Source organism: Kitasatospora sp. MAP12-44 (genome assembly GCF_029892095.1).
GTDB lineage: Bacteria > Actinomycetota > Actinomycetes > Streptomycetales > Streptomycetaceae > Kitasatospora.
In genome coordinates this window covers 5,765,991-5,788,364 of sequence record NZ_JARZAE010000004.1, presented here as the reverse complement: position 1 = coordinate 5,788,364, position 22,374 = coordinate 5,765,991, and the positions used below count along the sequence as shown (strand labels likewise).

At 73.3% G+C, this 22,374-nt stretch carries 19 protein-coding genes; 8 read left to right on the top strand and 11 right to left on the bottom strand.

Translation table 11 applies throughout. From position 1 onward, the window contains the following. The first annotated feature begins 75 nt into the window (after nt 1-75). Complete coding sequence (locus tag P3T34_RS26670; protein WP_280668570.1) at nt 76-1,224, top strand: trypsin-like peptidase domain-containing protein; 1,149 nt, start codon at nt 76-78, stop codon at nt 1,222-1,224. 77 nt (nt 1,225-1,301) lie between these two features. On the opposite strand, the gene hflX is transcribed toward P3T34_RS26670, so the two are convergent. The 5 genes from hflX to miaA form a co-directional block, all read right to left on the bottom strand. Continuing rightward, nucleotides 1,302-2,828: a GTPase HflX gene (gene hflX / locus P3T34_RS26665; protein ID WP_280668569.1), complete on the bottom strand. Its 1,527-nt coding sequence runs from the start codon at nt 2,826-2,828 to the stop codon at nt 1,302-1,304. A gap of 17 nt (nt 2,829-2,845) precedes the next feature. Next, a complete protein-coding gene (locus P3T34_RS26660; RefSeq protein WP_280668568.1) occupies nt 2,846-5,209 on the bottom strand; it encodes an HD domain-containing protein in 2,364 nt (787 codons plus the stop codon). A gap of 165 nt (nt 5,210-5,374) precedes the next feature. Then, nucleotides 5,375-6,268 carry a diaminopimelate epimerase gene (gene dapF / locus P3T34_RS26655; protein ID WP_280668567.1) on the bottom strand — a complete coding sequence of 298 codons (894 nt, stop codon included), beginning with the start codon at nt 6,266-6,268 and terminating at the stop codon, nt 5,375-5,377. 45 nt (nt 6,269-6,313) lie between these two features. Then, nucleotides 6,314-6,862, bottom strand: coding sequence for a hypothetical protein (locus P3T34_RS26650; protein WP_280668566.1), 549 nt, complete (start codon nt 6,860-6,862; stop codon nt 6,314-6,316). Nucleotides 6,863-7,113: 251 nt separating this feature from the next. Further along, complete coding sequence (gene miaA, locus P3T34_RS26645) at nt 7,114-8,049, bottom strand: tRNA (adenosine(37)-N6)-dimethylallyltransferase MiaA (protein WP_280668565.1); 936 nt, start codon at nt 8,047-8,049, stop codon at nt 7,114-7,116. 150 nt (nt 8,050-8,199) lie between these two features. On the opposite strand from miaA, the gene P3T34_RS26640 reads away from it, so the two are divergent. Next, nucleotides 8,200-8,805: an antitoxin gene (locus tag P3T34_RS26640; protein WP_280668564.1), complete on the top strand. Its 606-nt coding sequence runs from the start codon at nt 8,200-8,202 to the stop codon at nt 8,803-8,805. Nucleotides 8,806-8,865: 60 nt separating this feature from the next. On the opposite strand, the gene P3T34_RS26635 is transcribed toward P3T34_RS26640, so the two are convergent. After that, nucleotides 8,866-9,564 (bottom strand): hypothetical protein, encoded by a 699-nt coding sequence (locus P3T34_RS26635; RefSeq protein WP_280668563.1) that lies wholly within the window; start codon nt 9,562-9,564, stop codon nt 8,866-8,868. Between the two features lie 37 nt (nt 9,565-9,601). After that, nucleotides 9,602-11,095, bottom strand: a complete 1,494-nt coding sequence (gene miaB / locus P3T34_RS26630) for a tRNA (N6-isopentenyl adenosine(37)-C2)-methylthiotransferase MiaB (RefSeq protein WP_280668562.1) — start codon at nt 11,093-11,095, stop codon at nt 9,602-9,604. 91 nt (nt 11,096-11,186) lie between these two features. On the opposite strand from miaB, the gene P3T34_RS26625 reads away from it, so the two are divergent. Beyond that, a complete protein-coding gene (locus tag P3T34_RS26625) occupies nt 11,187-12,191 on the top strand; it encodes a TAXI family TRAP transporter solute-binding subunit (protein WP_280668561.1) in 1,005 nt (334 codons plus the stop codon). A gap of 15 nt (nt 12,192-12,206) precedes the next feature. Here the strand turns inward: P3T34_RS26625 and P3T34_RS26620 are convergent, their stop codons facing one another. Both P3T34_RS26620 and P3T34_RS26615 read right to left on the bottom strand, forming a co-directional pair. Next, nucleotides 12,207-13,637 carry a HAMP domain-containing sensor histidine kinase gene (locus tag P3T34_RS26620; RefSeq protein ID WP_280668560.1) on the bottom strand — a complete coding sequence of 477 codons (1,431 nt, stop codon included), beginning with the start codon at nt 13,635-13,637 and terminating at the stop codon, nt 12,207-12,209. Between the two features lie 7 nt (nt 13,638-13,644). Next, a complete protein-coding gene (locus P3T34_RS26615) occupies nt 13,645-14,385 on the bottom strand; it encodes a response regulator transcription factor (RefSeq protein WP_280668559.1) in 741 nt (246 codons plus the stop codon). Between the two features lie 340 nt (nt 14,386-14,725). Here P3T34_RS26615 and P3T34_RS26610 point away from each other — a divergent pair, with 340 nt between their 5' ends. The 5 genes from P3T34_RS26610 (at nt 14,726) to P3T34_RS26590 (ending at nt 19,748) form a co-directional block, all read left to right on the top strand. Continuing rightward, the gene (locus P3T34_RS26610) at nt 14,726-15,454 is read left to right on the top strand and encodes an amino acid ABC transporter ATP-binding protein (RefSeq protein ID WP_280672411.1); all 729 of its coding nucleotides are present in this window, start codon (nt 14,726-14,728) and stop codon (nt 15,452-15,454) included. A 69-nt stretch (nt 15,455-15,523) separates the two neighbouring features. Continuing rightward, nucleotides 15,524-16,420 carry a glutamate ABC transporter substrate-binding protein gene (locus tag P3T34_RS26605; protein ID WP_280668558.1) on the top strand — a complete coding sequence of 299 codons (897 nt, stop codon included), beginning with the start codon at nt 15,524-15,526 and terminating at the stop codon, nt 16,418-16,420. A gap of 36 nt (nt 16,421-16,456) precedes the next feature. Beyond that, nucleotides 16,457-17,107, top strand: a complete 651-nt coding sequence (locus P3T34_RS26600) for an amino acid ABC transporter permease (protein WP_280668557.1) — start codon at nt 16,457-16,459, stop codon at nt 17,105-17,107. Next, nucleotides 17,104-17,937 carry an ABC transporter permease subunit gene (locus tag P3T34_RS26595; RefSeq protein WP_280668556.1) on the top strand — a complete coding sequence of 278 codons (834 nt, stop codon included), beginning with the start codon at nt 17,104-17,106 and terminating at the stop codon, nt 17,935-17,937. The genes P3T34_RS26600 and P3T34_RS26595 overlap by 4 nt, the downstream gene beginning before the upstream one ends. A 116-nt stretch (nt 17,938-18,053) precedes the next feature. After that, nucleotides 18,054-19,748 (top strand): FAD-dependent monooxygenase, encoded by a 1,695-nt coding sequence (locus P3T34_RS26590; RefSeq protein WP_280668555.1) that lies wholly within the window; start codon nt 18,054-18,056, stop codon nt 19,746-19,748. A gap of 8 nt (nt 19,749-19,756) precedes the next feature. Here the strand turns inward: P3T34_RS26590 and rny are convergent, their stop codons facing one another. Both rny and recX read right to left on the bottom strand, forming a co-directional pair. Then, nucleotides 19,757-21,232, bottom strand: a complete 1,476-nt coding sequence (rny, locus tag P3T34_RS26585) for a ribonuclease Y (protein ID WP_280668554.1) — start codon at nt 21,230-21,232, stop codon at nt 19,757-19,759. Between the two features lie 197 nt (nt 21,233-21,429). Continuing rightward, nucleotides 21,430-22,371 carry a recombination regulator RecX gene (recX, locus tag P3T34_RS26580; RefSeq protein ID WP_280668553.1) on the bottom strand — a complete coding sequence of 314 codons (942 nt, stop codon included), beginning with the start codon at nt 22,369-22,371 and terminating at the stop codon, nt 21,430-21,432. Nucleotides 22,372-22,374: the final 3 nt, after the last annotated feature.

The following is a 22,374-nucleotide window of genomic DNA, read 5'->3' as shown; positions in this document are numbered from 1 at the left end:
GCGGATGGGAGACTCCCTGGTGCCCGTTGGCGGCTGTCGGCCGTCCGAGTGATACGTCATGGGGGAACAGAAGGTATGTCAGCAGTATCGAAGAACCGCACCGCACGAGTGGCGGCCGCCGGTGCGGTCGCCGGCCTGACCCTGCTCGCGGCCACCGCGTGCGGTCCGGACGACACCCCGAGCCCGCCGCCGAGCAGCGCCCCGGCGCCCGCCTCCGCGGCGCCCTCGGCGACCACGGCCGGCCTGCCCGCCGGCCTGCCCAGCCTGGACGTCCTGAAGAAGTGGAAGCTCACCGACTGGGACAAGTGGGCCAAGCAGCATGTGATGACGCCGGCCACCAAGGGATTCTGGGACCTGCAGAAGATGCTCCAGGCCCAGCCGACGGCCCCGGTCGGCCCGGCCCAGCCGCCGAGCGCCCCGAGCGCCGGCGCCAACGACCCGCTGCCGAGCGCGATCCCGGCCACGGCGGTCGCCCACCCGTACAACCAGGACCGGGTGGACGGGAAGATCTTCTTCGACAAGGCGGACGGCAAGCACTACGTCTGCTCCGGCACGGTGGTCTCCGACCCCGCGCACCCCGGCAAGAGCAACCTGGTGTGGACCGCGGGCCACTGCGTGACCGGCGGTCAGGACGGCCAGACCGCGCGGAACGTCACCTTCGTGCCCGCGTTCAACAGCAGCGGCGCGGTCAGCAAGGGCAAGAAGTCGACGCCCGACCAGTACGCACCGTTCGGTGCGTGGCCCGCGCAGAAGGCCATCACCTCGCCGCAGTGGCAGGCCGAGGGCACCGAGACCGGCAGCGCCGCCAACCAGTACGACTTCGCGATCATCAAGGTGAGCAACCCCGACGGCGGCGCCAAGTCGCTGGAGGAGACCGTCGGCGGTTCCGTCCCGGTACTGTTCAACGCGCCGCGCGCCCAGCTCTCACTGACCGCGATCGGCTACCCGGCCGCCGCGCCGTTCGACGGCACGGAGCTGGAGAAGTGCGACAGCGGCAAGCCGTCCCAGCTCTCCTTCGACGCCGGCCGCCCGGCGATGTACACCATCGGCTGCACGATGACCGGCGGCTCCAGCGGCGGCGGCTGGTTCGCCACCGAGGGCGGTAAGACCTACCTGGTCAGCAACACCTCGATCGGCCCGGCGGACACCGCCAGCTGGCTGGCCGGACCGTACCTGGACGAGGTGGCCGCCGGCGCCTTCGACTACATCTCCAAGCAGAGCTGACGCCCCGCGCCGGGACGACAGCGGGCCCCGGTCTCCTCGTCGAGACCGGGGCCCTGCGGGTGTCTGATCGGTGCGGGTCAGCGCTGGACGGCCACCGCGTAGCGCTCCAGGTCGGCGGCCAGCTCGGCTGCCACCTTGGCGCGGATCAGGGTGCCCTCACCGGTGTGCTCGGTCTCCAGCAGCTCGCCCTCGGCGTGCACCCGGGAGACCAGGTCGCCCCGGGTGTAGGGGACCAGCGCCTGGACCTCGACGGCGGGCCGCGGCAGCTCGTCGTCGATCAGCTTGAGCAGCTGGTCGATGCCCAGGCCCGTGCGGGCCGAGACCACGATCGCGTGCGGCTCGCGGCGCAGCAGCCGCTGCAGCACGTCCGGGTGGGCGGCGTCGGCCTTGTTGATCACGACGATCTCCGGCACGTGCTGCGCCTCGACCGAGACGATCACCTCACGGACCGCCGCGAGCTGGGTCTCCGGCTCGGGGTGCGAGCCGTCCACCACGTGCAGGATGAGGTCCGCGTCGGCGACCTCCTCCATGGTCGAGCGGAAGGCCTCGACCAGGTGGTGCGGCAGGTGCCGGACGAAGCCGACGGTGTCGGCCAGCGTGTAGAGCCGGCCGCCCGGGGTCTGCGCCCGGCGGACGGTCGGGTCCAGGGTGGCGAACAGCGAGTTCTCCACCAGGACGCCGGCGCCGGTGAGCCGGTTGAGCAGCGAGGACTTGCCCGCGTTGGTGTAGCCCGCGATGGCGACCGAGGGGACCTGGTGACGCTTGCGCTCCTGGCGCTTGGTGTCCCGGCCCTTCTTCATATGGGCGATCTCCTTGCGGAGCTTCGCCATCTTCTCGCGGATCCGGCGCCGGTCGGTCTCGATCTTGGTCTCACCGGGACCACGCGTGGCCATACCGCCGCCACCGCCGGCCGAGGAGCCGCCGCCACCACCCATCTGCCGGGAGAGCGAGGCACCCCAGCCGCGCAGACGCGGCAGCATGTACTGCATCTGGGCGAGCGAGACCTGCGCCTTGCCCTCTCGGGACTTGGCGTGCTGGGCGAAGATGTCCAGGATCAGGGCCGTCCGGTCGACGACCTTGACCTTGACGACGTCCTCGAGGTGGATCAGCTGGCCGGGGGTCAGCTCACCGTCGCAGACCACGGTGTCGGCGCCGGTGGAGGCGACGATGTCGCGCAGCTCCTTGGCCTTGCCGGAGCCGATGTAGGTGGCCGCGTCGGGCTTGTCGCGGCGCTGGATCACGCCGTCCAGCACCTCGGAGCCGGCCGTCTCGGCGAGGGCGGCGAGCTCGGCGAGCGAGTTCTCGGCCTCCTCGACGCTGCCGTCCGTCCAGACGCCGACGAGCACCACGCGCTCCAGGCGGAGCTGGCGGTACTCGACCTCGGTGACGTCCTCCAGCTCGGTGGAGAGGCCGGCGACGCGGCGCAGTGCGGCACGCTCGCTGCGGTCGTACTGGTCGCCGTCGTAGTTGGTGCGGCCGAAGTCCTCGTCGGTCCCCGCGAGGTCCTCGTCCATCAGGGCATCGGCCCGGAGGTCAGCGGGTCGGCGGGAACTGCGGCCGGCGGACTCGCTTGATTGGTCGCGGTTGTCGAACGTGGAGGTCATCGTGTCCTTAGCTGGAGCTATCGGTGGTGGCCGTCGGGTGGCCCACTCGTCTCTGAGAACGCGGCGGACCGGCCGTGAATTCCCGACGATGGTCGCACGGCCATGGCGGCCCGGTCATCAGCATTTCCGGCATTCCGGGGATGCGGGCGCAGCCGGGGCGGCCTGGGCGCCTCGTCCAGGCCGGGGCGCCGTACATCGTAGACCCCGGAGACCCGCAGCATGGCGCGCATCACCACCGGGAGCGTCTCGGCGCCGGGCAGCTCCACGGTGTAAGTGTGCCGGACCCGCAGCTCCTGCGGCGGCTCGACCACCGCCGAGACGATGTCCAGGCCGGTGGCCGACATCGCGGCGGTGAGGTCGGCCAGCAGCCGGGGGCGGTTCAGCGCCTCGGCCTGCAGCGTCACCCGGTAGCTCACCGGGCGGTCGGTCGGCGCGGCCGTGCCGGGGGCCCAGCCGAGTGGCACGGGCCCGCGCCCTGAGCTGCGCATCCGCTCGCCGGTGGGGCAGTCGGCCCGGTGCACGGCGATCGAGCCGCCGCGGATCTGGAATCCGGTGACCTGGTCGGGCGGGACCGGGGTGCAGCAGCGGGCCAGCCGGACGGCCGCCCGGGGGTGGCCCGGGACGAGCACCAGCCGCGGCCGCCCACCCGGAGCACGGGCCGGGCCGGGCTCGGGCGGCTCGGGCTGCTCCCACCGCTCGGGCTGCTGGGCCGGCTCGGGCTGATCGGCGTGCCCGGGGTGCTCGGCGAGCCAGCGCTCGATGGCGATCCGGGCGCCCGCCGTGTGCGCGTGCTCCAGCCACTGCGGGCTCGGCCCGGACGGCTCGCCCTCGCCCGGTGCGCGTACCGCCTCGGTGAGGATGCCCACCACGTCGCCGTCGCCCAGCGGGGTGGAGAGCGCGGTGAGCCGGCCGTTGACCCGGGCGCCGATACAGCGGTGGCCGACCTGCTCACCGAGCTGGTACGCCGCGTCCACGCAGCTGGCGCCGGCCGGCAGCACCAGCGTCGCGCCCTCCTCGGTGACGGCGGTGATCTCCCGGTCGCCGGAGAGGTCGGCGGTCAGCGTGGACCAGAAAGCGTCCGGGTCGGGCGTCTCCTGCTGCCACTCCAGCAGGCGGCTCAGCCAGCCGGGCCGCGCCGGATCGGTCCGGTCCAGCTCGTCGCGCTGCGGCTCGGCGGCCTGCGGGCCGTCCGGCGGCGGCTCCTCGGACTGCTGCCTGGGGCTGCCGAGCGCGACCACGCCGAACTCGGCGACCGTGTGCATCCGCGGCGTGCGGACCAGCACCTCGACCGCGGCGCCGTCGACCGAGACCGCGGTGTGCAGCGACTGGTAGAGGTTGAACTTGGGGGCCGCCACGAAATCCGTGAACTCGCCGGGCAGCGGGGTCCAGCAGGTGTGCAGCTCGCCGAGGACGGCGTAGCAGTCGGCGGTCTCCTCGACCACCACCAGCAGCCGCCCGAAGTCCGCCGGATGCGGGGTGGCCGGCCGGCCGACCGACCCGCGCTTGAGCAGCACCCGGTGCACCGAGACGCAGTGCCGCGGCCGCACGGTGACCTCCGCCGCGACCCCCGCCTCGGCCAACTGACGGTGCAGTGCCTGCGCGAACGGCGCGAGCAGCGCATCCTGCTCCGCCTCGTGGACGGCCACCAGCGTGCGGGTCCTGGCGTACTCCTCGGGGTGCAGGGTGGCAAAGACGATGTCCTCCAGCTCCGTCTTGACCACCTGGATGCCCAGCCGCTCGGCCAGCGGGATCAGCACATCCCGGGTGACCTTGGCGATCCGCACCTGGCTGGCGGGCTTCATATGACGGATCGTCCGCATATTGTGCAGCCGGTCGGCGAGCTTGATCACCATCACCCGGACGTCGTCGCCGGTGGCGACCAGCATCTTGCGGAAGGTCTCGGCCTCGGCCGCCGCGCCGAAGTCCACCTTCTCCAACTTGGTGACGCCGTCGACCAGATAGGCCACCTCGGGACCGAAGTGGGCGGCCACCTGATCGAGCGTCACCTCGGTGTCCTCGACGGTGTCATGCAGCAGTGCGGCGACCAGCGTGGTGGTCTCGGCGCCGAGCTGGGCCAGGATCATCGTGACGGCGAGCGGGTGGGTGATGAACGGTTCGCCGCTCTTGCGCTTCTGGCCGCGATGGCTGGCCTCGGCCGTCCGGTAGGCGCGGCTGAGCAGCGCGAGATCGGCCTGCGGGTGGTGGCAGCGGTGGGCCTGCACGATCGGCTCGATGGCATCGGGCACCGGTGCGCGGCCGGTGGCGAGCAGGGCCGCGCGCCCGGCCCGGCCGAACGCGGCGCGGCCGAGGCGGCGTCTGGTCTGCTGGGGCGCGGGCGGGTTGGGCTGGCCGGTCTGTGGCCGGCCGGTCTCGACGGTCATGGCAACCTCCGGCAGCGAGCACCGGAGCGTCGGCTGCCCCGGTGGTGCATGCTACCGAGCACAACACGTTCCGCGAGGCCGCGCTTCCCGTCTGTCATCGGGATCACCCGAACGGGCGGATTCGCGGCCCCGCGGAACGGGGTAAAGCAGTCGGCCCGCCGGGGACTACAGCCAGCCGGGATCGAAGGTGCCGCTCGCCACGATCACCGCGGGGCCGGTCATCTCCACCCGGCCGTCCGGGTGCTCAGTGATCACCAGCCGCCCGCCGGGCAGGTCCACGGTGTAGGTGACGGGCTCGCCGGTGACCGCCGGGTCCACGCCGTCCCGGCGGGCCGCGGCCACCGCCACCGCGCAGGCGCCGGTCCCGCAGGAGCGGGTCTCGCCGGAGCCGCGCTCGTGCACCCGCATCGCCACGTGCCGCTCGCCGCGCCCGACCACGAACTCGACGTTGACGCCCTGCGGGTAGACCGCGCCGGGAGCGACCAGCGGCGCGCTCAGCAGGTCGCCGGCGTCGGCCAGGTCCGCGACGAAGGCGACCGCGTGCGGGTTGCCCAGGTTGACGTTGCGGGCCGGCCAGACCCGGTCGCCGACCCGCACCTCGATGCCGTCCGGGCCGGGCAGCCGGGCCAGGCCCATGTCCACGGTGACCTCGCCGGGTGCGCCGTCAAGGCCGTCCGGTGCGATCACGACCTGGCGCACGCCGGCCCGGGTGGCCACCGCGAGCGGGCCCGGCTCGGCCAGCCCGGCGTGCACCAGGTAGCGCGCGAAGACCCGCACGCCGTTGCCGCACATCTCGGCGATGCTGCCATCGGAGTTGCGGTAGTCCATGAACCACTCGGCCCGGTCGGCCATCGCCACCGAGGCCTCGTCCTTGGCCGAGCGGACCACCCGCAGCATCCCGTCGCCGCCGAGTCCGGCCCGGCGGTCGCACAGCCGGGCCACCTGGGCCGGGCCCAGGTCGAGCAGCCCGTCCGGGTCGGGGATGATCACGAAGTCGTTCTCGGTGCCGTGGCCCTTGAGGAAGGGGAGGCCGCTGGGGCTCAGGGTGGAGTCGCTCACCCTGCCGATGGTATTAGAAGCCGGATGTAAAGCTGTGCTGCCGGATCAGCCGCGCAGGTGGACGACCCGCGTGACGGCCAGCGCGAGCGCGGCGCAGACGAGCAGGGTGTAGACCACGATCGCCCGCCAGCTGGCCCGGCGCCCCGAACCGCGGCGGGGCAGCCCGGGCAGCGCGTAGTCGGCACGTCGGGCCGCCATCGCACCCCAGCCGACCGAGGCGGCGGTCAGCAGCAGGCCGAGCATGCCGACCATCGCTCCGCCGCTGCCCGAGCCGAACGCGAGCGGGAAGGCGAACATCAGCGAGCCGAGGATGCCGACCAGCGCTATCGGGAGGATCTGCCACCAGCGCAGCCGGCGCAGCGGGCGGATCTCCCGCTCCAGCAGCACGGCTTCGGGCGGCAGGTCACCGAGCGGGGCGTCCGCGTCGGCGGCGAGCAGCAGCTCGGGCGACGGCAGGACGAAGGAGTCGTCCGCGGTGAGGCCGGAGCGGGTGGCCTGGCCGCCGTTCGGATCGCCGTGGTGGCGCGCCAGCTCCGGAAGATCGGAGACGTGCGGCGGGAACTGCTCGGTTTCAGGGCCGGGACCCGTGGACACGCGGCCTCCCCTGACAGTTCGACGCGAGTACGAACTCTCGAACGACGGGGCCGGCCCGCGCGACTGGCCCCTCTTGCCTCGATAATGGCATGTTCCGGGTCGCTCACAGCGCGTAGCGCGGGTCCCCGGATGATCCGTGGCCAGGACGTGATCCGGCTGTGACACCGGCCTCCTGGTGCACCTGCAGACGCGTGAGCAAGTGCACTGGCGGATGGCCGGATCCGGTCGGCGGAAGGGGGCGCGCGAGTGGGTCAGACCGCCGCGTCGATCAGCTCCAGCGACCGTTCCAGCAGGTCGGCGGGGTCCGCGTCGGCGGGCCTGGCGAGCCAGTGGATCCGGTCGTCCCGGCGGAACCAGGACTCCTGACGGCGCGCGAACCGCTTGGTGGCGCGCACGGTCTCCTCGCGCGCCTCCTGTTCGGAGCACTCCCCCGCGAAGTGCGCGAGCACCTGCTGGTAACCGAGCGCGCGACTGGCCGTCAGCCCGTCCCGCAGACCGACCGCCTCCAGCGCGCGCACCTCGTCCAGCAGACCGGCCTCCCACATCCGGTCCACCCGCAGCGCGATCCGGCCGTCGAGCTCACCGCGCGGCACGGCCACCCCGATCTGGACCGCCGGGTAGACCGCGGTGTTGGTCGGCAGGCTCGCGGTGAACGGCCGGCCGGTGATCTCGATGACCTCCAGCGCCCGGACGATCCGGCGCCCGTTGCTGGTCAGGATGGCGGCCGCGGCGGCCGGGTCGAGCACGGCCAGCCGGGCGTGCAGGACGGCCGGACCCTCGGCCGCCAGCTGGTCCTCCAGGCGGGCGCGGACGGCCGGATCGGTGCCCGGGAACTCCATCTCGTCGATCGCCGCCCGGACGTACAGCCCCGAGCCGCCGACCAGCACCGGTGGGCGCCCGGCCGCGAGCAGCCGGTCGATCTCGGCCCGGGCCAGCCGCTGGTACTCGGCGACGCTGGCGGCCTCGGTCACCTCCCAGACGTCCAGCAGGTGGTGCGGGACGCCGCCGCGCTCGGCGGTGGTGAGCTTGGCGGTGCCGATGTCCATGCCCCGGTAGAGCTGCATCGAGTCGGTGTTGATCACCTCGCCGCCGAGCGCGCGGGCCAGGGCGACGGCCAGGTCGGACTTGCCGGCCGCGGTCGCGCCGACCACCGAGACCACCGGGATGCGGGAAGGAGAGCTACTCACACCGCCCAGTCTCGCAAAAGGACGTGGCCGACCCGAACGGGGGACGTGACCGGGCACCGGCCCACTCGTTGGCCGGGTGGGCGCCACCCTGCACCGGCTCGCCGCAGGGCCGGTCGAGGGCGCCGCAGACCGCGTAGGTTGGGAGAAGATATGGGTGTTTTCAGCTGGTTCCGCCGCCGGGAGGCCAGGGTACGGGTCATCGAGGACCAGGGAGGCGGCTCGCTCGCCCTCCTGGACCCGCAGGACCGGGCGGAGCACGAGCACGAGCACGTCGAGGACGCGCAGCCGCAGGCGCTGCCCGGGGTCCCGGCCGCCCGGACCGCGCCGGATCTCGACGCCGAGCCGGAGACCGCGACCGCGGCACAGCTCGAAGCGGCACAGGTAGAAGAAGCGGCACAGGTAGAAGAGGTGCAGGGCGAAGCATCGACGGGTGGCGACCCGGCCGAGCAGAGCCACCAGGAGAGCCGACCCGAGCGGCCTGACACAGGAGACGAAGCCATGGGCCTGATGGACAACCTCAAGGGCAAGGCCGAGGAGCTCAAGGACAAGGCCAGCCACCTGGCCGGCCAGCATGTCGAGAAGATCGACGAGGTGGTCGACAAGGCCGGCGAGGCGATCGACAAGGTCACCAAGGGCAAGTACAGCGACAAGATCACGGCCGGCACCGAGAAGGCCAAGGGCGCCGTCGACGACTTCGCCGAGAAGCCGTCGGAGCAGCCGGGTCAGGGCGGTCAGGACAGCACTCCGCAAGCCTGAGCGCGCCGAGGGGGCCGGACAGCGGTTGCCGCTGTCCGGCCCCCTCGGCGTATCTGGGCCCTAGCTCCAGGAGGCCACGAAGTACCCGACCCCGTACGGCGCGTCCTGGTAGCGCAGCCGGCCGCCGAGCCCGGCGTCCTGGGCGGCCCCGGCCAGCACCTGCCAGGGCGCGCGGCCGTCGGCGAGCAGGTCGGCGGAGAGAGCCGGGTCGAGCGCGGCCAGCGCGGCGGTGTCCGCCGCGCCCAGTGCCCCGGCGGCCAGCGCGTCGTAGGCCTCGGCCCGTTCGTCCAGGTAGCCGGGCGCCTTGAGGGTGCGCCGCGCGCTGCCGTCGCCCAGCACCAGCAGCCCGACCCGGTCCGCGAGGCCGGCCAGGCCCTGGCCGAGGCCGAGCATCCGGTCGGTCGGCGCGTCGGTGGGGACCGCGCAGGCGTGCGTCGGCAGCGCGGCGCCGGACTGCTCCAGCAGCCAGGCGCCGACGGTGAGGGCCGGGCTCAGTCCGGGTCCGTCGACCCCGCCGGAGGGGAGCCGGACGGCGCGGTCGACCCCGAAGCGGCGCAGCGAGCCGGCCCCGCCCTCCGTCCAGACCTCGGCCTGCGGCCCGGTGCCGACCAGCACCAGCAGCTCGGGACCGGCCGCCAGCAGCTCGGCGACCGCTTCGGCGCAGGCCGCGCGCAACGCGTCGAGCTCCGCGGCAGCGCCCGAGGCGACCTCGGGCACCAGCAGCGGCGGGCAGGGGCAGACGGCGGCGGCAACCAACATGTCGATCACTCTAAACCGACCGCGCCGCCGCCTGTGCTCAGTCCTTGCTGCAGCAGCCGCCCTCGGCCGCCGGTGCGCTGAGCAGCGGCACGCCGACCGTCGGCAGGCCCAGCAGGACGCCCGCCGGCTTGGCCGCCGGCTTCGCGGTGCGCTTCTCCCAGGCGTCGCCCGCGCGGGTGCGGCGGACGGCGAGGGTGGGGCCCTCGGCGAGCAGGTGGTGCGGGGCTGCGTAGGTGATCTCGACGGTCACCACGTCACCCGGGCGCACCGGCTCGGTCGGCCTCGTGAAGTGCACCAAGCGGTTGTCGGGCGCGCGGCCGGAGAGCCGGTCGGTGCGGTCGTCCTTCTTGCCCTCGCCCTCGGCGACCAGGATCTCCAGGGTGCGCCCGACCTGCTTCTTGTTCTCCTCCCAGGAGATCTCCTCCTGGAGGGCGATCAGCCGCTCGTAGCGCGCCTGCACCACGGCCTTCGGGATCTGGTCAGCCATCTCGGCGGCCGGGGTCCCGGGCCGCTTGGAGTACTGGAAGGTGAAGGCGTTGGTGAAGCGGGCCTGGCGGACCACGTGCATGGTCTGCTCGAAGTCCTCCTCGGTCTCGCCGGGGAAGCCGACGATGATGTCGGTGGAGATCGCGGCGTCCGGCATCGCGGCGCGCACCTTCTCGATGATGCCGAGGAAGCGGTCCTGGCGGTAGGAGCGCTTCATCGCCCGCAGCACGGTGTCCGAGCCCGACTGCAGCGGCATGTGCAGCTGGTGCATCACGTTCGGGGTCTCGGCCATCGCGGCGATCACGTCGTCGGTGAAGTCGCGCGGGTGCGGGGAGGTGAAGCGCACCCGCTCCAGCCCCTCGACCTGCCCGCAGGCCCGCAGCAGCTTGGAGAAGGCCTCGCGGTCGCCCAGGTCGGAGCCGTACGCGTTGACGTTCTGGCCGAGCAGGGTCACCTCGATGACGCCCTCGCCGACCAGCGCCTCGACCTCGGCGAGCACGTCGCCGGGCCGGCGGTCCTCCTCCTTGCCGCGCAGCGCCGGGACGATGCAGAAGGTGCAGGTGTTGTTGCAGCCGACCGAGATCGCGACCCAGGCCGCGTAGGCGGACTCGCGGCGGGTGGGCAGCGTGGAGGGGAAGGTCTCCAGCGAGTCCAGGATCTCCACCTGGGCCTGCTGCTCGATCCGGGCCCGCTCCAGCAGCGCCGGCAGGTGGCCGATGTTGTGGGTGCCGAAGACCACGTCCACCCACGGCGCCTTCTGCACGATGGTGTCGCGGTCCTTCTGGGCCAGGCAGCCGCCGACGGCGATCTGCATGCCCTTGTTGCGGGTCTTGGCGGGCGCCAGCTGGCCGAGGTTGCCGTACAGCTTGTTGTCGGCGTTCTCGCGCACCGCGCAGGTGTTGAAGACCACCAGGTCGGGGTCTCCGACCGGCTCGGCCTTCACGTATCCGGCGTCCTCCAGCAGCCCGGACAGCCGCTCGGAGTCGTGGACGTTCATCTGACAGCCGTACGTGACGACTTTGTAAGTTCGCAAGCTCTCTCCCATACCCACAACAGCAAGGGTAAGGGCAGCCCGGAGCCTGCCCGCAGGCGCGATCCCCCTCCCGGATCGCGCTCCCTCCTGGCAGGATCCCCCCATGACACCGAGCACCGGACGCCTGAGCGCCGCCGCCCGCAGCCGGCCCTGGCGGGCCGCCGCCGCGCTGCTGCTGGTGGTGGGCGCGCTGGCCGGCTGGTGGCTGGACGGCGGCGGCACGCCCTCCTACCCCCGCGGCACGTACGGCTTCGCCACCGGCGTCCAGAGCGGCGTCTACGACAAGTACGGCCAGCTGCTGAGCGGCTACCTGCACACCGCGATGCCCGGCGTGCAGCTGCGGCTGGACGCCTCGCAGGGGTCGGTGGACAACCTGGAACGGGTCACCCAGGGCAAGGACGACTTCGCCATAGCCACCGCCGACGCGGTGGCCGACTTCAACGAGACCGGCAGCGGCCAGCTGCGGGCGATCGCCCGGCTCTACGACGACTACCTGCAGCTGATCGTCCCGGCCGACTCCACGGTGACCCAGGTCTCCCAGCTCAGGGGCAAGAAGGTCGGCGTGGGCCAGCCCAAGTCCGGGGTGAACCTGGTCACCCGCCAGCTGCTGTCGGCGGCCGGGATCGACCCGGACTCCGGGATCGTCCCCGAGCCGCTGGGCGTGGAGGACGCGGCCAACCAGCTCCAGTCGGGCGAGATCAACGCCTTCTTCTGGTCCGGCGGACTGCCGACCGGCGCGCTGAGCGACCTCTCCGAGCGCTTCCCGATCCGGCTGGTACCGCTCGGTGACCTGGTCGACGCGCTGCACAAGGAGGGCGGCGACACCGGCGCCTACCGGGCCGCCGTCCTGCCCGCCGACGTCTACCCCAAGGCCCAGCCGTTCGGGACCCCGGTCCTGACGATGGCCGTGCCGAACCTGCTGATCACCCGGGCCGACGTCGATCCGCTGCTGGTCGAGCGGATCACCCAGGCGGTGATCGACAGCCGGGACAGCATCGGCTCGCAGGTGCACGCCGCCCAGGTGGTGGACCGCAGCACCGCCGTCTACACCGATCCGCTCCCGCTGCACGAGGGCGCCAAGCGCTACTACCGCTCCGCCAAACCCTGAGACGCGCCCCAGGCCCTACCGCGCCCGCGGCACCGTGAAGGTGACGGCGAGGCCGCTGGGCCGCACCGGGGCGAAGTCCAGCGAGCCGCCGCCCGCCTGCAGCAGGGTCCGGGCGATCGAGAGGCCGAGCCCGGAACCGTCCACGTTGGTGTGCCGGGCGCTGCGCCAGAACCGGTCGCCGACCCGGGCCAGCTCCTCCTCGGTCAGCCCCGGGCCGCTGTCCGTGACGGTGACCGCGACCTCCTCCCTGTGCACCACCACCGAGAGCAGCACCTCGCTGCCGGGCGGGCCGAACTTCAGCGCGTTGTCGAGCACCGCGTCCAGCGCACTGCCGAACCCGATCGGGTCGGCCCAGCCACGGGCCTGCGGCGGCGCGTCGCAGGTCAGCAGCAGCCCGCGGCGGCGGGCCACCGGCAGCCAGGCATCGGTGCGGGCCAGCGCCAGGGTGGTCAGGTCGACCGGCTCCGGCTCGGGCCGGTTGCCCTCGGCGGTGGCCAGCCCGAGCAGGTCGTCCAGCACCCGGGCCAGCCGGACGCCCTCCTCGCGCACCTGGGCCAGATCCGCCTCGTGCCGCTCCGGCAGTTCCAGGCCCAGCAGCTCGACCCGCAGCAGCAGCGCCGCCAGCGGGTTGCGCAGCTGGTGGGAGGCGTCCGCGACGAAGTCCCGCTGCTGGTCGAGGACGAGCACCACATGGTCGGCCATGTCGTTGAAGGAGGCCGCAAGGCGGCGCAGCTCGGGCGGTCCACCGGCGGGCGCGACCCGGGCGTTCATCCGCCCGGTGGCGATGTCGTGGGCCGCCCGGTCCAGGGTGCGCACCGGGCGCAGCACCCACTCGGTCAGCCGCACCGCGAGCAGCACGGCGATGATCATGGCGACCGCCTCGCCGGCGGCCAGCAGCAGCCAGCGGTGCTCGATCCGCGAACGCAGCGCGCCGGACGGCGACTCGGTGACCACCAGCGCCACCACGTCGCCGTCCCGGACCACCGGCGCGGCGACGGTCAGCGTGCGGTCCGGGGTCCACGGCCAGACCTGCGGCGGGTTCTGGCTGCGCCGGCCGTCCTCGGCCTCGTGGACGGCCAGCCCGGCGACCCCGCCGGTCGGCTCGTGCCAGTCGCCCGGGGCGACCGCCAGGACGCTGCCGTCGCTCATGAAGAGGCCGATCCGCAGGCCGTAGAGGTCGTGGTAGCGCTGCACCTCGGCGCGCAGCTCATGCAGCTGCGCCGCGTCCGGCAGCTGCGCGCCGGAGGCGGCGTCCTGGCTCGACGCGGAGCGCGAGGGCAGGCCCTGCGAGGGCACCTCCTGGGCGAACCGGGTGGCGTCGTCCATCCGGTCCACCAGCACCGTGCTCTGCTCCTCGGCGGCCATGGCGACGGCCAGCGGCACCCCGAGGGCGGCCAAGACGCCGACCATCAGGGAGAGCAGGATGCCGAGCAGGCGGGTGCGCATGCCCGGGTCAGCCCGTGGGCGGCTGCGCGGCCGGCGGCGACGGGGACTGCGGGATCAGCCGGTAGCCCACCCCGCGCACCGCCTCGACCAGGCCGGGCAGCGCGAGCTTGGTGCGCAGCGAGCCGATGTGCACCTCCAGGGTCCGGCCGTTGCCCTCCCAGCCGCTCTGCCAGACCTCGCTGAAGATCTGCTCGCGCCGGTAGACCACGCCCGGGCTCTGCGCGAGCAGCGCGAGCAGGTCGAACTCCTTGCGGGTCAGCGCCACGTCCCGGTCGGCCACGCTGACCCGGCGGCGCTCGCGGTCGATGCTGATGCCCCAGGACTCCAGCGCGCCGAGGCCGCCCGGCGCCTCCGGCTGGTCGGCGGGGCTCGGGACGGCGGGCTGGAAGCGCCGGGCCACCGCGTGGATCCGGGCCAGCAGCTCGCCCATGTCGTAGGGCTTGGTGATGTAGTCGTCCGCGCCGAGGTTGAGGCCGTGGATCCGGGAGCGGATGTCGGCGCGCGCGGTCACCATGATCACCGGCACGCCGCTGCCGGCCCGGATCCGGCTGCACACCTCGAAGCCGTCGCGGTCGGGCAGCCCGAGGTCCAGCAGCACCACCCGGTAGGGGTCGGCGCCGTCCGGCACCAGCGCGTCCAGCGCCTCGTGCCCGCTGCGCGCGTGCCGCACCTGGAAGCCGTGCCGGCTCAGCACCGCGACCAACGCGGCCGCGACCCGGTCATCGTCCTCAACGAGGAGCAGCCGCATCCCACACCTTCCGCTCGGAACGGGTCGGCAGCGCTCGGCTGCCACGAAGCGCTCATCCTCCCCCACGCCCGCCGCTCGGACCAGCCCCAGAATTAAGACCGCCCGGGCGCGCAGCTCCAGTGGGGGGCGTGTGTCCTTTTCGTAATGCTCAAGTTCCGCTCAGATCTACTGACGTGGCTTCGTCAGTAGACCTACCGTCGTACTACCGGGGGCTGCGGGCTCCGCCGGCTCATCAGCCCCCGGTGCCAGTCCGACCCGGGGGGGAGTCGCCGCTCCCATCCGGCCGTTCCAGGGGAGCAGGGGCGCTATGACCGAGACTGCGGACGCCGGACCGAGGACCCTGGTCGCGCTGAGCGGCGTCAACAAGCACTTCGGAGCCCTCCATGTGCTCCAGGACATCAATCTGACGATCAGCCAGGGCGAGGTCGTCGTGGTGATCGGGCCCTCGGGCTCCGGCAAGTCGACGCTCTGCCGCACCATCAACCGGCTGGAGACCATCGACTCCGGCACCATCACCATCGACGGCCGTCCGCTGCCCGCCGAGGGCCGCGAGCTGGCCAGGCTGCGGGCCGAGGTCGGCATGGTGTTCCAGAGCTTCAACCTCTTCGCGCACAAGACCGTCCTGGAGAACGTGGTCCTCGCCCAGGTCAAGGTCCGCAAGACGCCCCGGGCCGACGCGGAGGCCAAGGCCCGCGCCCTGCTGGAGCGGGTCGGGGTGGGCGCGCAGGCCGACAAGTTCCCGGCCCAGCTCTCCGGCGGCCAGCAGCAGCGGGTGGCGATCGCCCGCGCGCTGGCGATGGACCCCAAGGTGCTGCTCTTCGACGAGCCCACCTCCGCGCTCGACCCGGAGATGATCACCGAGGTGCTGGACGTCATGCGCGGCCTGGCCGCCGAGGGCATGACGATGGTCGTGGTCACCCATGAGATGGGCTTCGCCCGCTCCGCCGCCAACCGGGTGCTGTTCATGGCCGACGGCCGGATCGTCGAGGAGAACACCCCCGAGGCGTTCTTCACCAACCCGCGCAGCGACCGCGCCAAGGACTTCCTCTCCAAGATCCTCCACCACTGACGCCGACGCGCGTCCACTCCGGCCCTACCGCGCCGGACCGCAAACTCCCGGCCTAGGAGCTCCACAGCCATGCCCATCCGCCGTACCCTCGCCGCCGCCCTCGCGGTCCTCGCCCTCACCGCCACCGCCGCGTGCGGCAAGAGCGGCTCGCCGTCCGCCGGCACCGACAGCGCCGTCAAGCCCAGCGGCTACACCGTGAAGAGCGGCGTCGCCCTGGACGGCTCGGCCACCCTCGCCGCCGCCAAGAAGCGCGGCAAGCTGGTGATCGGCGCCAAGGCCGACCAGCCCGGACTCGGCTTCGAGGACGTCACCACCAACACCCGCACCGGCTTCGACATCGAGATCGCCAAGATGGTCGCCGCCGACCTGGGCTTCTCGGACAGCCAGATCGAGTGGAAGACCATCGACTCGGCCAACCGCGAGACCGCGATCGCCGGCGGCCAGATCGACTACTACGTCGGCAGCTACAGCATCAACGACAAGCGCAAGGCCCAGGTCTCCTTCGCCGGCCCGTACTACCTGGCCGGCCAGGACCTGCTGGTGCGCAAGGACGACACCTCCATCACCGGCCCCGAGTCGACCAAGGGCAAGAAGGTCTGCACGGTCACCGGCTCGACCTCGGTGGACCAGATCAAGCCCTACGGCGCCGACGTGAGCACCTTCGGCTCGTACTCGAGCTGCGTGGACAAGCTGATCACCAAGGACGTCGACGCGGTCACCACCGACGACGCGATCCTCAAGGGCTACGCCGCGCAGAACTCCGGCCAGCTCAAGGTGGTCGGCAAGCCGTTCTCCACCGAGAAGTACGGCATCGGCCTGAACAAGGACGACCAGGTGCTGCGCAACGCCATCGACGACGCGCTCAAGGCGCACGAGGACAACGGCGACTGGAAGAACGCGTACGACGCCACGCTCGGCAGGTCCGGCTCGCCCGCCCCGCAGCCGCCCGCCCTCGAGCGCTACTGAGACGGACCGGAACAGAGCGACGGAAAGGCCGCTGGCATGGGCATATTGTTCGAGGACGGCAACTTCGGGCTGTTTCGCGACGGGTTCCTGCAGACCGTCGAGCTGAGCGCGGTGAGCGCCGTGCTGGCCCTGCTCCTCGGCACCCTGCTGGCGGCCTTCCGGGTCTCCCCGGTGCCGGTCCTGCGGGTCTTCGCCACGACCTGGGTCGGTGTCTTCCGCAACACGCCGCTGACCCTGCTCTTCTTCGCGGTGACCTTCGGCCTGCCCCGGGTGGACGTCCACCTGTCGGCCTTCGTCTGCGCGGTGCTCGCGCTCGGCTGCTACACCGCGAGCTTCGTCTGCGAGGTGCTGCGCTCGGGCGTCAACACCGTCCCGCTGGGCCAGGCCGAGGCTGCCCGCAGCCTGGGGCTGACCTTCGGTCAGACGCTGACCCAGATCGTCCTGCCGCAGGCCGGGCGGGCCGTGCTCGGGCCGATGAGCAGCATCTTCATCGCGCTGCCGAGGAACTCCGCGATCGCCGGCGCCTTCAACGTCGCCGAGCTCTACAGCGTGCAGCAGACACTGTCCGAACGGGGTTACGCCATCTTCGCCGTCTTCTTCTGGGTCGCGCTCGCCTATCTCTTCCTCAGCGCGCTGGTCGGGCTGGCCTTCCGCGGTCTCGAGCGCCGGCCGGCGGTGGCCCGATGAGCGCCCGCGCGAGCGTGCTGTACGACGTGCCGGGCCCGCGCGCCCGGGCCCGCTACCGGGCGTTCGGCCTGCTCGGGGCGGCGGGCATCGCCGCGCTGCTCTGGTTCGTCTACCGCCAGCTCGCCGCGCACGGCCAGTTCGACCCGGCAATGTGGGCCCCGTTCGAGTACACCGCGGTGCAGCAGCGGATCCTGGACGGTGTGCGGGACACCCTGACCGCGTTCGGGCTGGCCGCCGCCCTGTCGCTGCTGCTCGGCGGGCTGCTGGCGGCCGGGCGGCTGTCCGAGCACCGGCCGCTGCGCTGGGCGGCGTCCGCGGTGGTCGAGTTCTTCCGCGCGATGCCGCTGCTGATCATGATCTTCGCGCTCTACCAGGCGGTCTTCAGCGCCCAGCCGCTCTGGGCCCTGGTGCTCGGCCTCGGCCTCTACAACGGCGCCGTGCAGGCCGAGATCATCCGCAGCGGGGTCGAGGCGGTGCCGCTCGGGCAGCGCGAGGCGGCCTCCGCGCTGGGCCTGCGCAAGACCCAGCTGATGGTGACCGTCCTGGTGCCGCAGGCCGTCCGGGCGATGCTGCCCGCGATGATCGGCCAGCTGGTGGTCACCCTCAAGGACACCTCGCTGGGCTTCGTGATCACCTACACCGAACTGCTCTACGCGGGGAAGCTGATCGCCGGCAACACCAGTACCCCGCAGGGCTACCCCTACATCCCGGTGGTGCTGGTGATCGCGCCGATCTACATCGCGCTCTGCCTTGCGCTGACGGCGCTGGCGAAGTGGATCGAGTCCCGCGGGCGCCGCGGCGCGAACCGGCGCACACCTGCCCCTGCTTGACGGACACCCAGGTGATCTGTTGCATTGCTCTTCGTGACACCACCCGGGACCTCCCTCGCTCCACCTGACACGGGATCGCCCTCGGCCTGCCCGGATACCCGCGACGGGGGCCGATCATGGACCCGGTGATCGTGGTGGGGGCCGGCCCGGTGGGTCTGGCGCTGGCACTGGCACTGGCCCGGCACGAGGTGCCGAGCATCGTCCTGGACCAGGGCAACGGGGTCTGCCCCGAAGGCCCGCGCAGCGCCGTGCTCGGCTCGGAGAGCATCGCCTTCCTGACCCGGCTCGGCTACCTGCGGGCCGCCTCGGACGCCGCGCGCTGGGAGCAACTGACCGTCTGGCGCCGCCGCCAGGAGGTGCTGCGGCTCGAGCTGACGGATCATCCGGTGCTGCACCTGCCGCAGCACCGGCTGCAGCGCGGGCTGCGCGACGCGGTGACCGCCACGCCGCTGATCCAGCTGGTGCCGCTCTCCCGGGTGGAGGAGGTCAACCAGGACCGGGACGGCGTGAGCGTACGCAGCCGGCACCCGCAGGACGGTTCGCAGACCTGGTGGCGGGCCAGCCACCTGGTCGGCTGCGACGGGGCCCGCTCGACCGTGCGCAAGCTGCTGAAGATCCGCTTCCCGGGCCGACCGGCGGTGGACCGGCACGCCATCGCCACCGTCCGGGTCGACCTGCCGTTCGCCGGCGAGGCCCGGCTGCACCGCGAGCCGCCGTGGCGCGGGGACCGCGAGGCCTCGGCCCGCCCGCTGCCGGACGGCCTGTGGCGGCTGGACTGGCGGCTGCCCCCCGGGCGGCCCGCACCCACCGAACCGGTCGATCCGCACGCCACCTGGCCGGGCATCGTCACCGGGGACACCCTGCTCACCCGGGTGAAATCCACCCTGACCGGCTGGTGCGGGGAACTGCCCCACTACGACCTGCTCGCCGCCGCCGACCACACCGCCCAGCAGCGGCTGGCCGCCCGCTTCCGCACCGGACGCTGCTTCCTGGCCGGCGACGCCGCCCACCTGCACGGCGCGCTCGGCATGCAGAACCTCGCGGACGGCCTGCGGGACGCCGACAACCTCGCCTGGCGGCTCGCCGTCGCCTGGCACCTTCACGCGGGCGGCCCGCAGCCCGGCGGCTCACTGCTGGACGGCTACGAGGCGGAGCGGCGCGGCGCGGTCGGCGCCCGGTTGCGCGCGGTGGACCAGACGATGCCGCTGCTGCGCCCGCTGCGCGGCTGGCAGCAGACCCGCCGCTCGCTGCTCACCGGCTCGTTCCGCAAGCACGCGCCGCTCCTGGCGGACGGGCTGCTGGGCACCGGCCGGTTCGGCGGCGCGCCGGCCTACCCGGCCGCGCCCTCCGGGGTTCCGGCCGGCGTGCCGGTGCAGCGCAGCACGCCGCGCGGCCCGGCCCGGGCGACGACGCTCACCGAGAACCTGCCGGCCACCGCGCCCGGGGTGCTGGTCCCGGACCTCCCGGTGGTCACCACCGAGGGCGCCCCCGACCAGCTCTACGCCCGGCTGGGCGCCACCTTCCTGCTGCTGCTGGTCGCGCCCGGCACGGCGGTCTGGTCCTCGGAGCACTGGATGGGCGCCGGGCTGATGCCCCAGCTGGCCGAGGTGGCGGCCGCGCTGCCGGTGCCGGCCGAGGTGCTGGTCACCGAGCAATACCCCGGCGCCAGCCCGCACACCGTGCTGCTGGTACGGCCGGACGGCCACCTGGTCGGGATCACCCAGGGCTGCCGGGCCGAGGACCTCCAGGCGCTGGCCGAGCGGGCGCGGGGCGGACCCGCCTCGCTGACCGGGGCGGAGCAGACCGCCTGACCTCAGGTTCAGCGCGCGAACTCGGTCGCGCGGCTCTCGCGGACCACGGTGATCCGGATCTGGCCGGGGTAGGTGAGCTCCTCGGCCACCTGCTTGGCGACCTCGCGGGCGATCACCTGCGCCCGCAGGTCGTCCACCAGCTCGGGCTGCACCATCACCCGCACCTCGCGGCCGGCCTGCATCGCGAAGACCTTCGCCACCCCCTCGTGCGCGGAGGCTATCTCCTCCAGCCGCTCCAGCCGGCGGACGTACGCCTCCAGTGACTCCCGCCGGGCCCCGGGTCGGCCGCCCGAGCAGGCGTCGGCCGCCTGGGTCAGCACGGCCTCCACCGTGCGCGGTTCCACCTCGCCGTGGTGCGCCTCGATCGCGTGCACCACCTCGGGCGACTCCCCGTGCCGGCGGGCGAACTCCGCACCGATCGCCGCGTGGCTGCCCTCCACCTCGTGGGTCAGCGCCTTGCCGATGTCGTGCAGCAGCGAGCAGCGCTTCACCAGCACCGGATCGACGCCCAGTTCGGCCGCCATCATGCCGGCGATCTGCGCCGACTCCACCAGGTGGCCGAGCACGTTCTGCCCGTACGAGGTGCGGTAGCGCAACCGGCCCAGGGTGCGGACCAGTTCAGGGTGCATGTCGGTGAGCCGCACCGCCAGCAGCGCGTCCTCCCCCGCCCGCACGCAGAGCCGCTCCACCTCGGCCCGGCTGCGGTCGTGCACCTCCTCGATCCGCTGCGGATGGATCCGGCCGTCGGAGAGCAGCGCGGTCAGGGTCAGCCGGGCCGTCTCGCGGCGCACCGGATCGAAGCAGGAGAGCTGGACGGACTCCGGGGTGTCGTCGACGATCAGGTTGACCCCGGTGGCCGCCTCGAACGCCCGGATGTTGCGGCCCTCCCGCCCGATGATCCGGCCCTTGAGGTCGTCGCCGGGCAGCTGGATGACGCTGACCACGGACTCCGCGGTCTGCTCGCCGGCCAGCCGCTGGATCGTGTGGGCGATGATGTCGCGGGCCCGCCCCTCGCCCTCCTGCCTGGCCTGGCGTTCGATCTCCCGCACCGTCAGCGCGGCCTCGTGCTTGGCCTCTTCCTCGACGGCGCGCAGCAGTTCGGTGCGAGCCTGCTCGGCGCTCAGGCCGGCCGCGCGCTCCAGCACCCGGCGGCGCTCGGCCGCCACCTCGGCCAGCTCGACCCGGGTCTGCCGCAGCGCGCCGCTGCGGGCCGCCAACTCCTCGCTCTCGGCCCGCAGTCGGGCCTGCTCGGCGTCCAGCCGGGCCTCCCGCTCGACCAGTCGCTCCTCGCGGCGCTCCACGTCGGCCCGCAGTCTGGCGGCCTCCGCCGCGTGCCGCAGCTCGGCCGCGCCCGCCTCGGCGCGCAAGCGGCGCCGCGCGGAGTGGTACTGACGGATCGCCAGGCCGAAGCCGGCGGCCAGCAGGCAGAGCAGACCGACCAGCAGCAGGGGGCCTACCGATCCGGCACTCAGTGCGATCTTCATCCGGCCCCACATCCGTTCCCGCGCAGCTCGACCGGCGCTGACCGGGTACGGCAACGTCAAGATCGAAATGATCGCTCGCTGCTTGTGAGGCTAGGCGCGGGTTACGAAACGGTCAAGATGTGATCGAATCCTGACCATTGACCGTCACTGACAGGTCATCACCACGACTGGCCGGCATACGCACCGTCAGCATCCGGTCAGCCGTCGCCGAGCGACCAGTCCTCCAGCTCCTGGGTCGACTCGCCCTCCGCGTCCAGGGCTTCGCGCACCGCTCGGAAGGCCAGGCCCTCGGCATAGCCGCGGCGGGCCAGCATCCCGACCAGCCGCCGCATCCGCACCTGGCGGTCCAGGCCCGCCGTCGAGCGCAGCTTGCGGTCCACCAGTGCCCGGGCGGTGGCCACCTCCTCGTCGGGGTCGAGCCCGGCGACCGCCTCCTCGACCACCGCGCCGGCCACCCCGCGAGTGCGCAGCTCCTGGGCCAGCGCCCGGCGGGCCAGCCCGCGCCCGGCGTGCCGGGTCTCGACCCAGGCCGCGGCGAAGGCGGCGTCGTCGATCAGTCCGACGTCCTCGAAGCGAGCCAGTACCTCCTCGGCCACCTCGTCCGGGATCTCCCGCTTGCGCAGGGCGTCGGCGAGTTGCTTGCGGGTCTTGGCGGTGCCGGTGAGCAGGCGCAGGCAGATGTCACGGGCCCGGGCCGCCGGATCGGCCTCCGCGTCGGACGGCCCGGCGCTGCGCGGTGCGCGAGCCCCCCCGGACCCACGCTCCCCGCTGTCACGCCGGCCCGATTCACCGCGACCCGACTCACCGCGACCCGAGCGACGCCCCCCGCGTCGGCCGCCGCGGCCCCCCGTTCGAACCCGCTCGTCCCAGGACCTTTGCTCACCGGCCTGCGCGTCGGGCTCCGCCCCGGCCCCCCCGGCCGCCGCGCGGCGCCCCCCGGCGCCCGTCTGCGAACCGGAGCCCGACTCGGCGGTGTGCCCGTGGTCCGTGAGGTCGAAACTCGCGCCGCCGACGCCGCTGGCACACCAGTCGCGCGGCCCCCACTCGCCCGACTCGTCCTGCCCACCCGGCTCCGGGTCACGCCACGACGGCGCGCCGGAGCCGGAGCCGGCGCCCGCTCGCCTCGACTCGCTCCTCATCAG

Coding starts and splice junctions, on each gene's coding strand:
- P3T34_RS26670 (WP_280668570.1), top strand. CDS start 76: ATGTCAGCAGTATCGAAGAACCGCACCGCACGAGTGGCGGCCGCCGGT.
- hflX (WP_280668569.1), bottom strand. CDS start 2,828: ATGACCTCCACGTTCGACAACCGCGACCAATCAAGCGAGTCCGCCGGC.
- P3T34_RS26660 (WP_280668568.1), bottom strand. CDS start 5,209: ATGACCGTCGAGACCGGCCGGCCACAGACCGGCCAGCCCAACCCGCCC.
- P3T34_RS26640 (WP_280668564.1), top strand. CDS start 8,200: ATGGGTGTTTTCAGCTGGTTCCGCCGCCGGGAGGCCAGGGTACGGGTC.
- P3T34_RS26635 (WP_280668563.1), bottom strand. CDS start 9,564: ATGTTGGTTGCCGCCGCCGTCTGCCCCTGCCCGCCGCTGCTGGTGCCC.
- miaB (WP_280668562.1), bottom strand. CDS start 11,095: ATGGGAGAGAGCTTGCGAACTTACAAAGTCGTCACGTACGGCTGTCAG.
- P3T34_RS26625 (WP_280668561.1), top strand. CDS start 11,187: ATGACACCGAGCACCGGACGCCTGAGCGCCGCCGCCCGCAGCCGGCCC.
- P3T34_RS26620 (WP_280668560.1), bottom strand. CDS start 13,637: ATGCGCACCCGCCTGCTCGGCATCCTGCTCTCCCTGATGGTCGGCGTC.
- P3T34_RS26615 (WP_280668559.1), bottom strand. CDS start 14,385: ATGCGGCTGCTCCTCGTTGAGGACGATGACCGGGTCGCGGCCGCGTTG.
- P3T34_RS26605 (WP_280668558.1), top strand. CDS start 15,524: ATGCCCATCCGCCGTACCCTCGCCGCCGCCCTCGCGGTCCTCGCCCTC.
- P3T34_RS26600 (WP_280668557.1), top strand. CDS start 16,457: ATGGGCATATTGTTCGAGGACGGCAACTTCGGGCTGTTTCGCGACGGG.
- P3T34_RS26595 (WP_280668556.1), top strand. CDS start 17,104: ATGAGCGCCCGCGCGAGCGTGCTGTACGACGTGCCGGGCCCGCGCGCC.
- P3T34_RS26590 (WP_280668555.1), top strand. CDS start 18,054: ATGGACCCGGTGATCGTGGTGGGGGCCGGCCCGGTGGGTCTGGCGCTG.
- rny (WP_280668554.1), bottom strand. CDS start 21,232: ATGAAGATCGCACTGAGTGCCGGATCGGTAGGCCCCCTGCTGCTGGTC.
- recX (WP_280668553.1), bottom strand. CDS start 22,371: ATGAGGAGCGAGTCGAGGCGAGCGGGCGCCGGCTCCGGCTCCGGCGCG.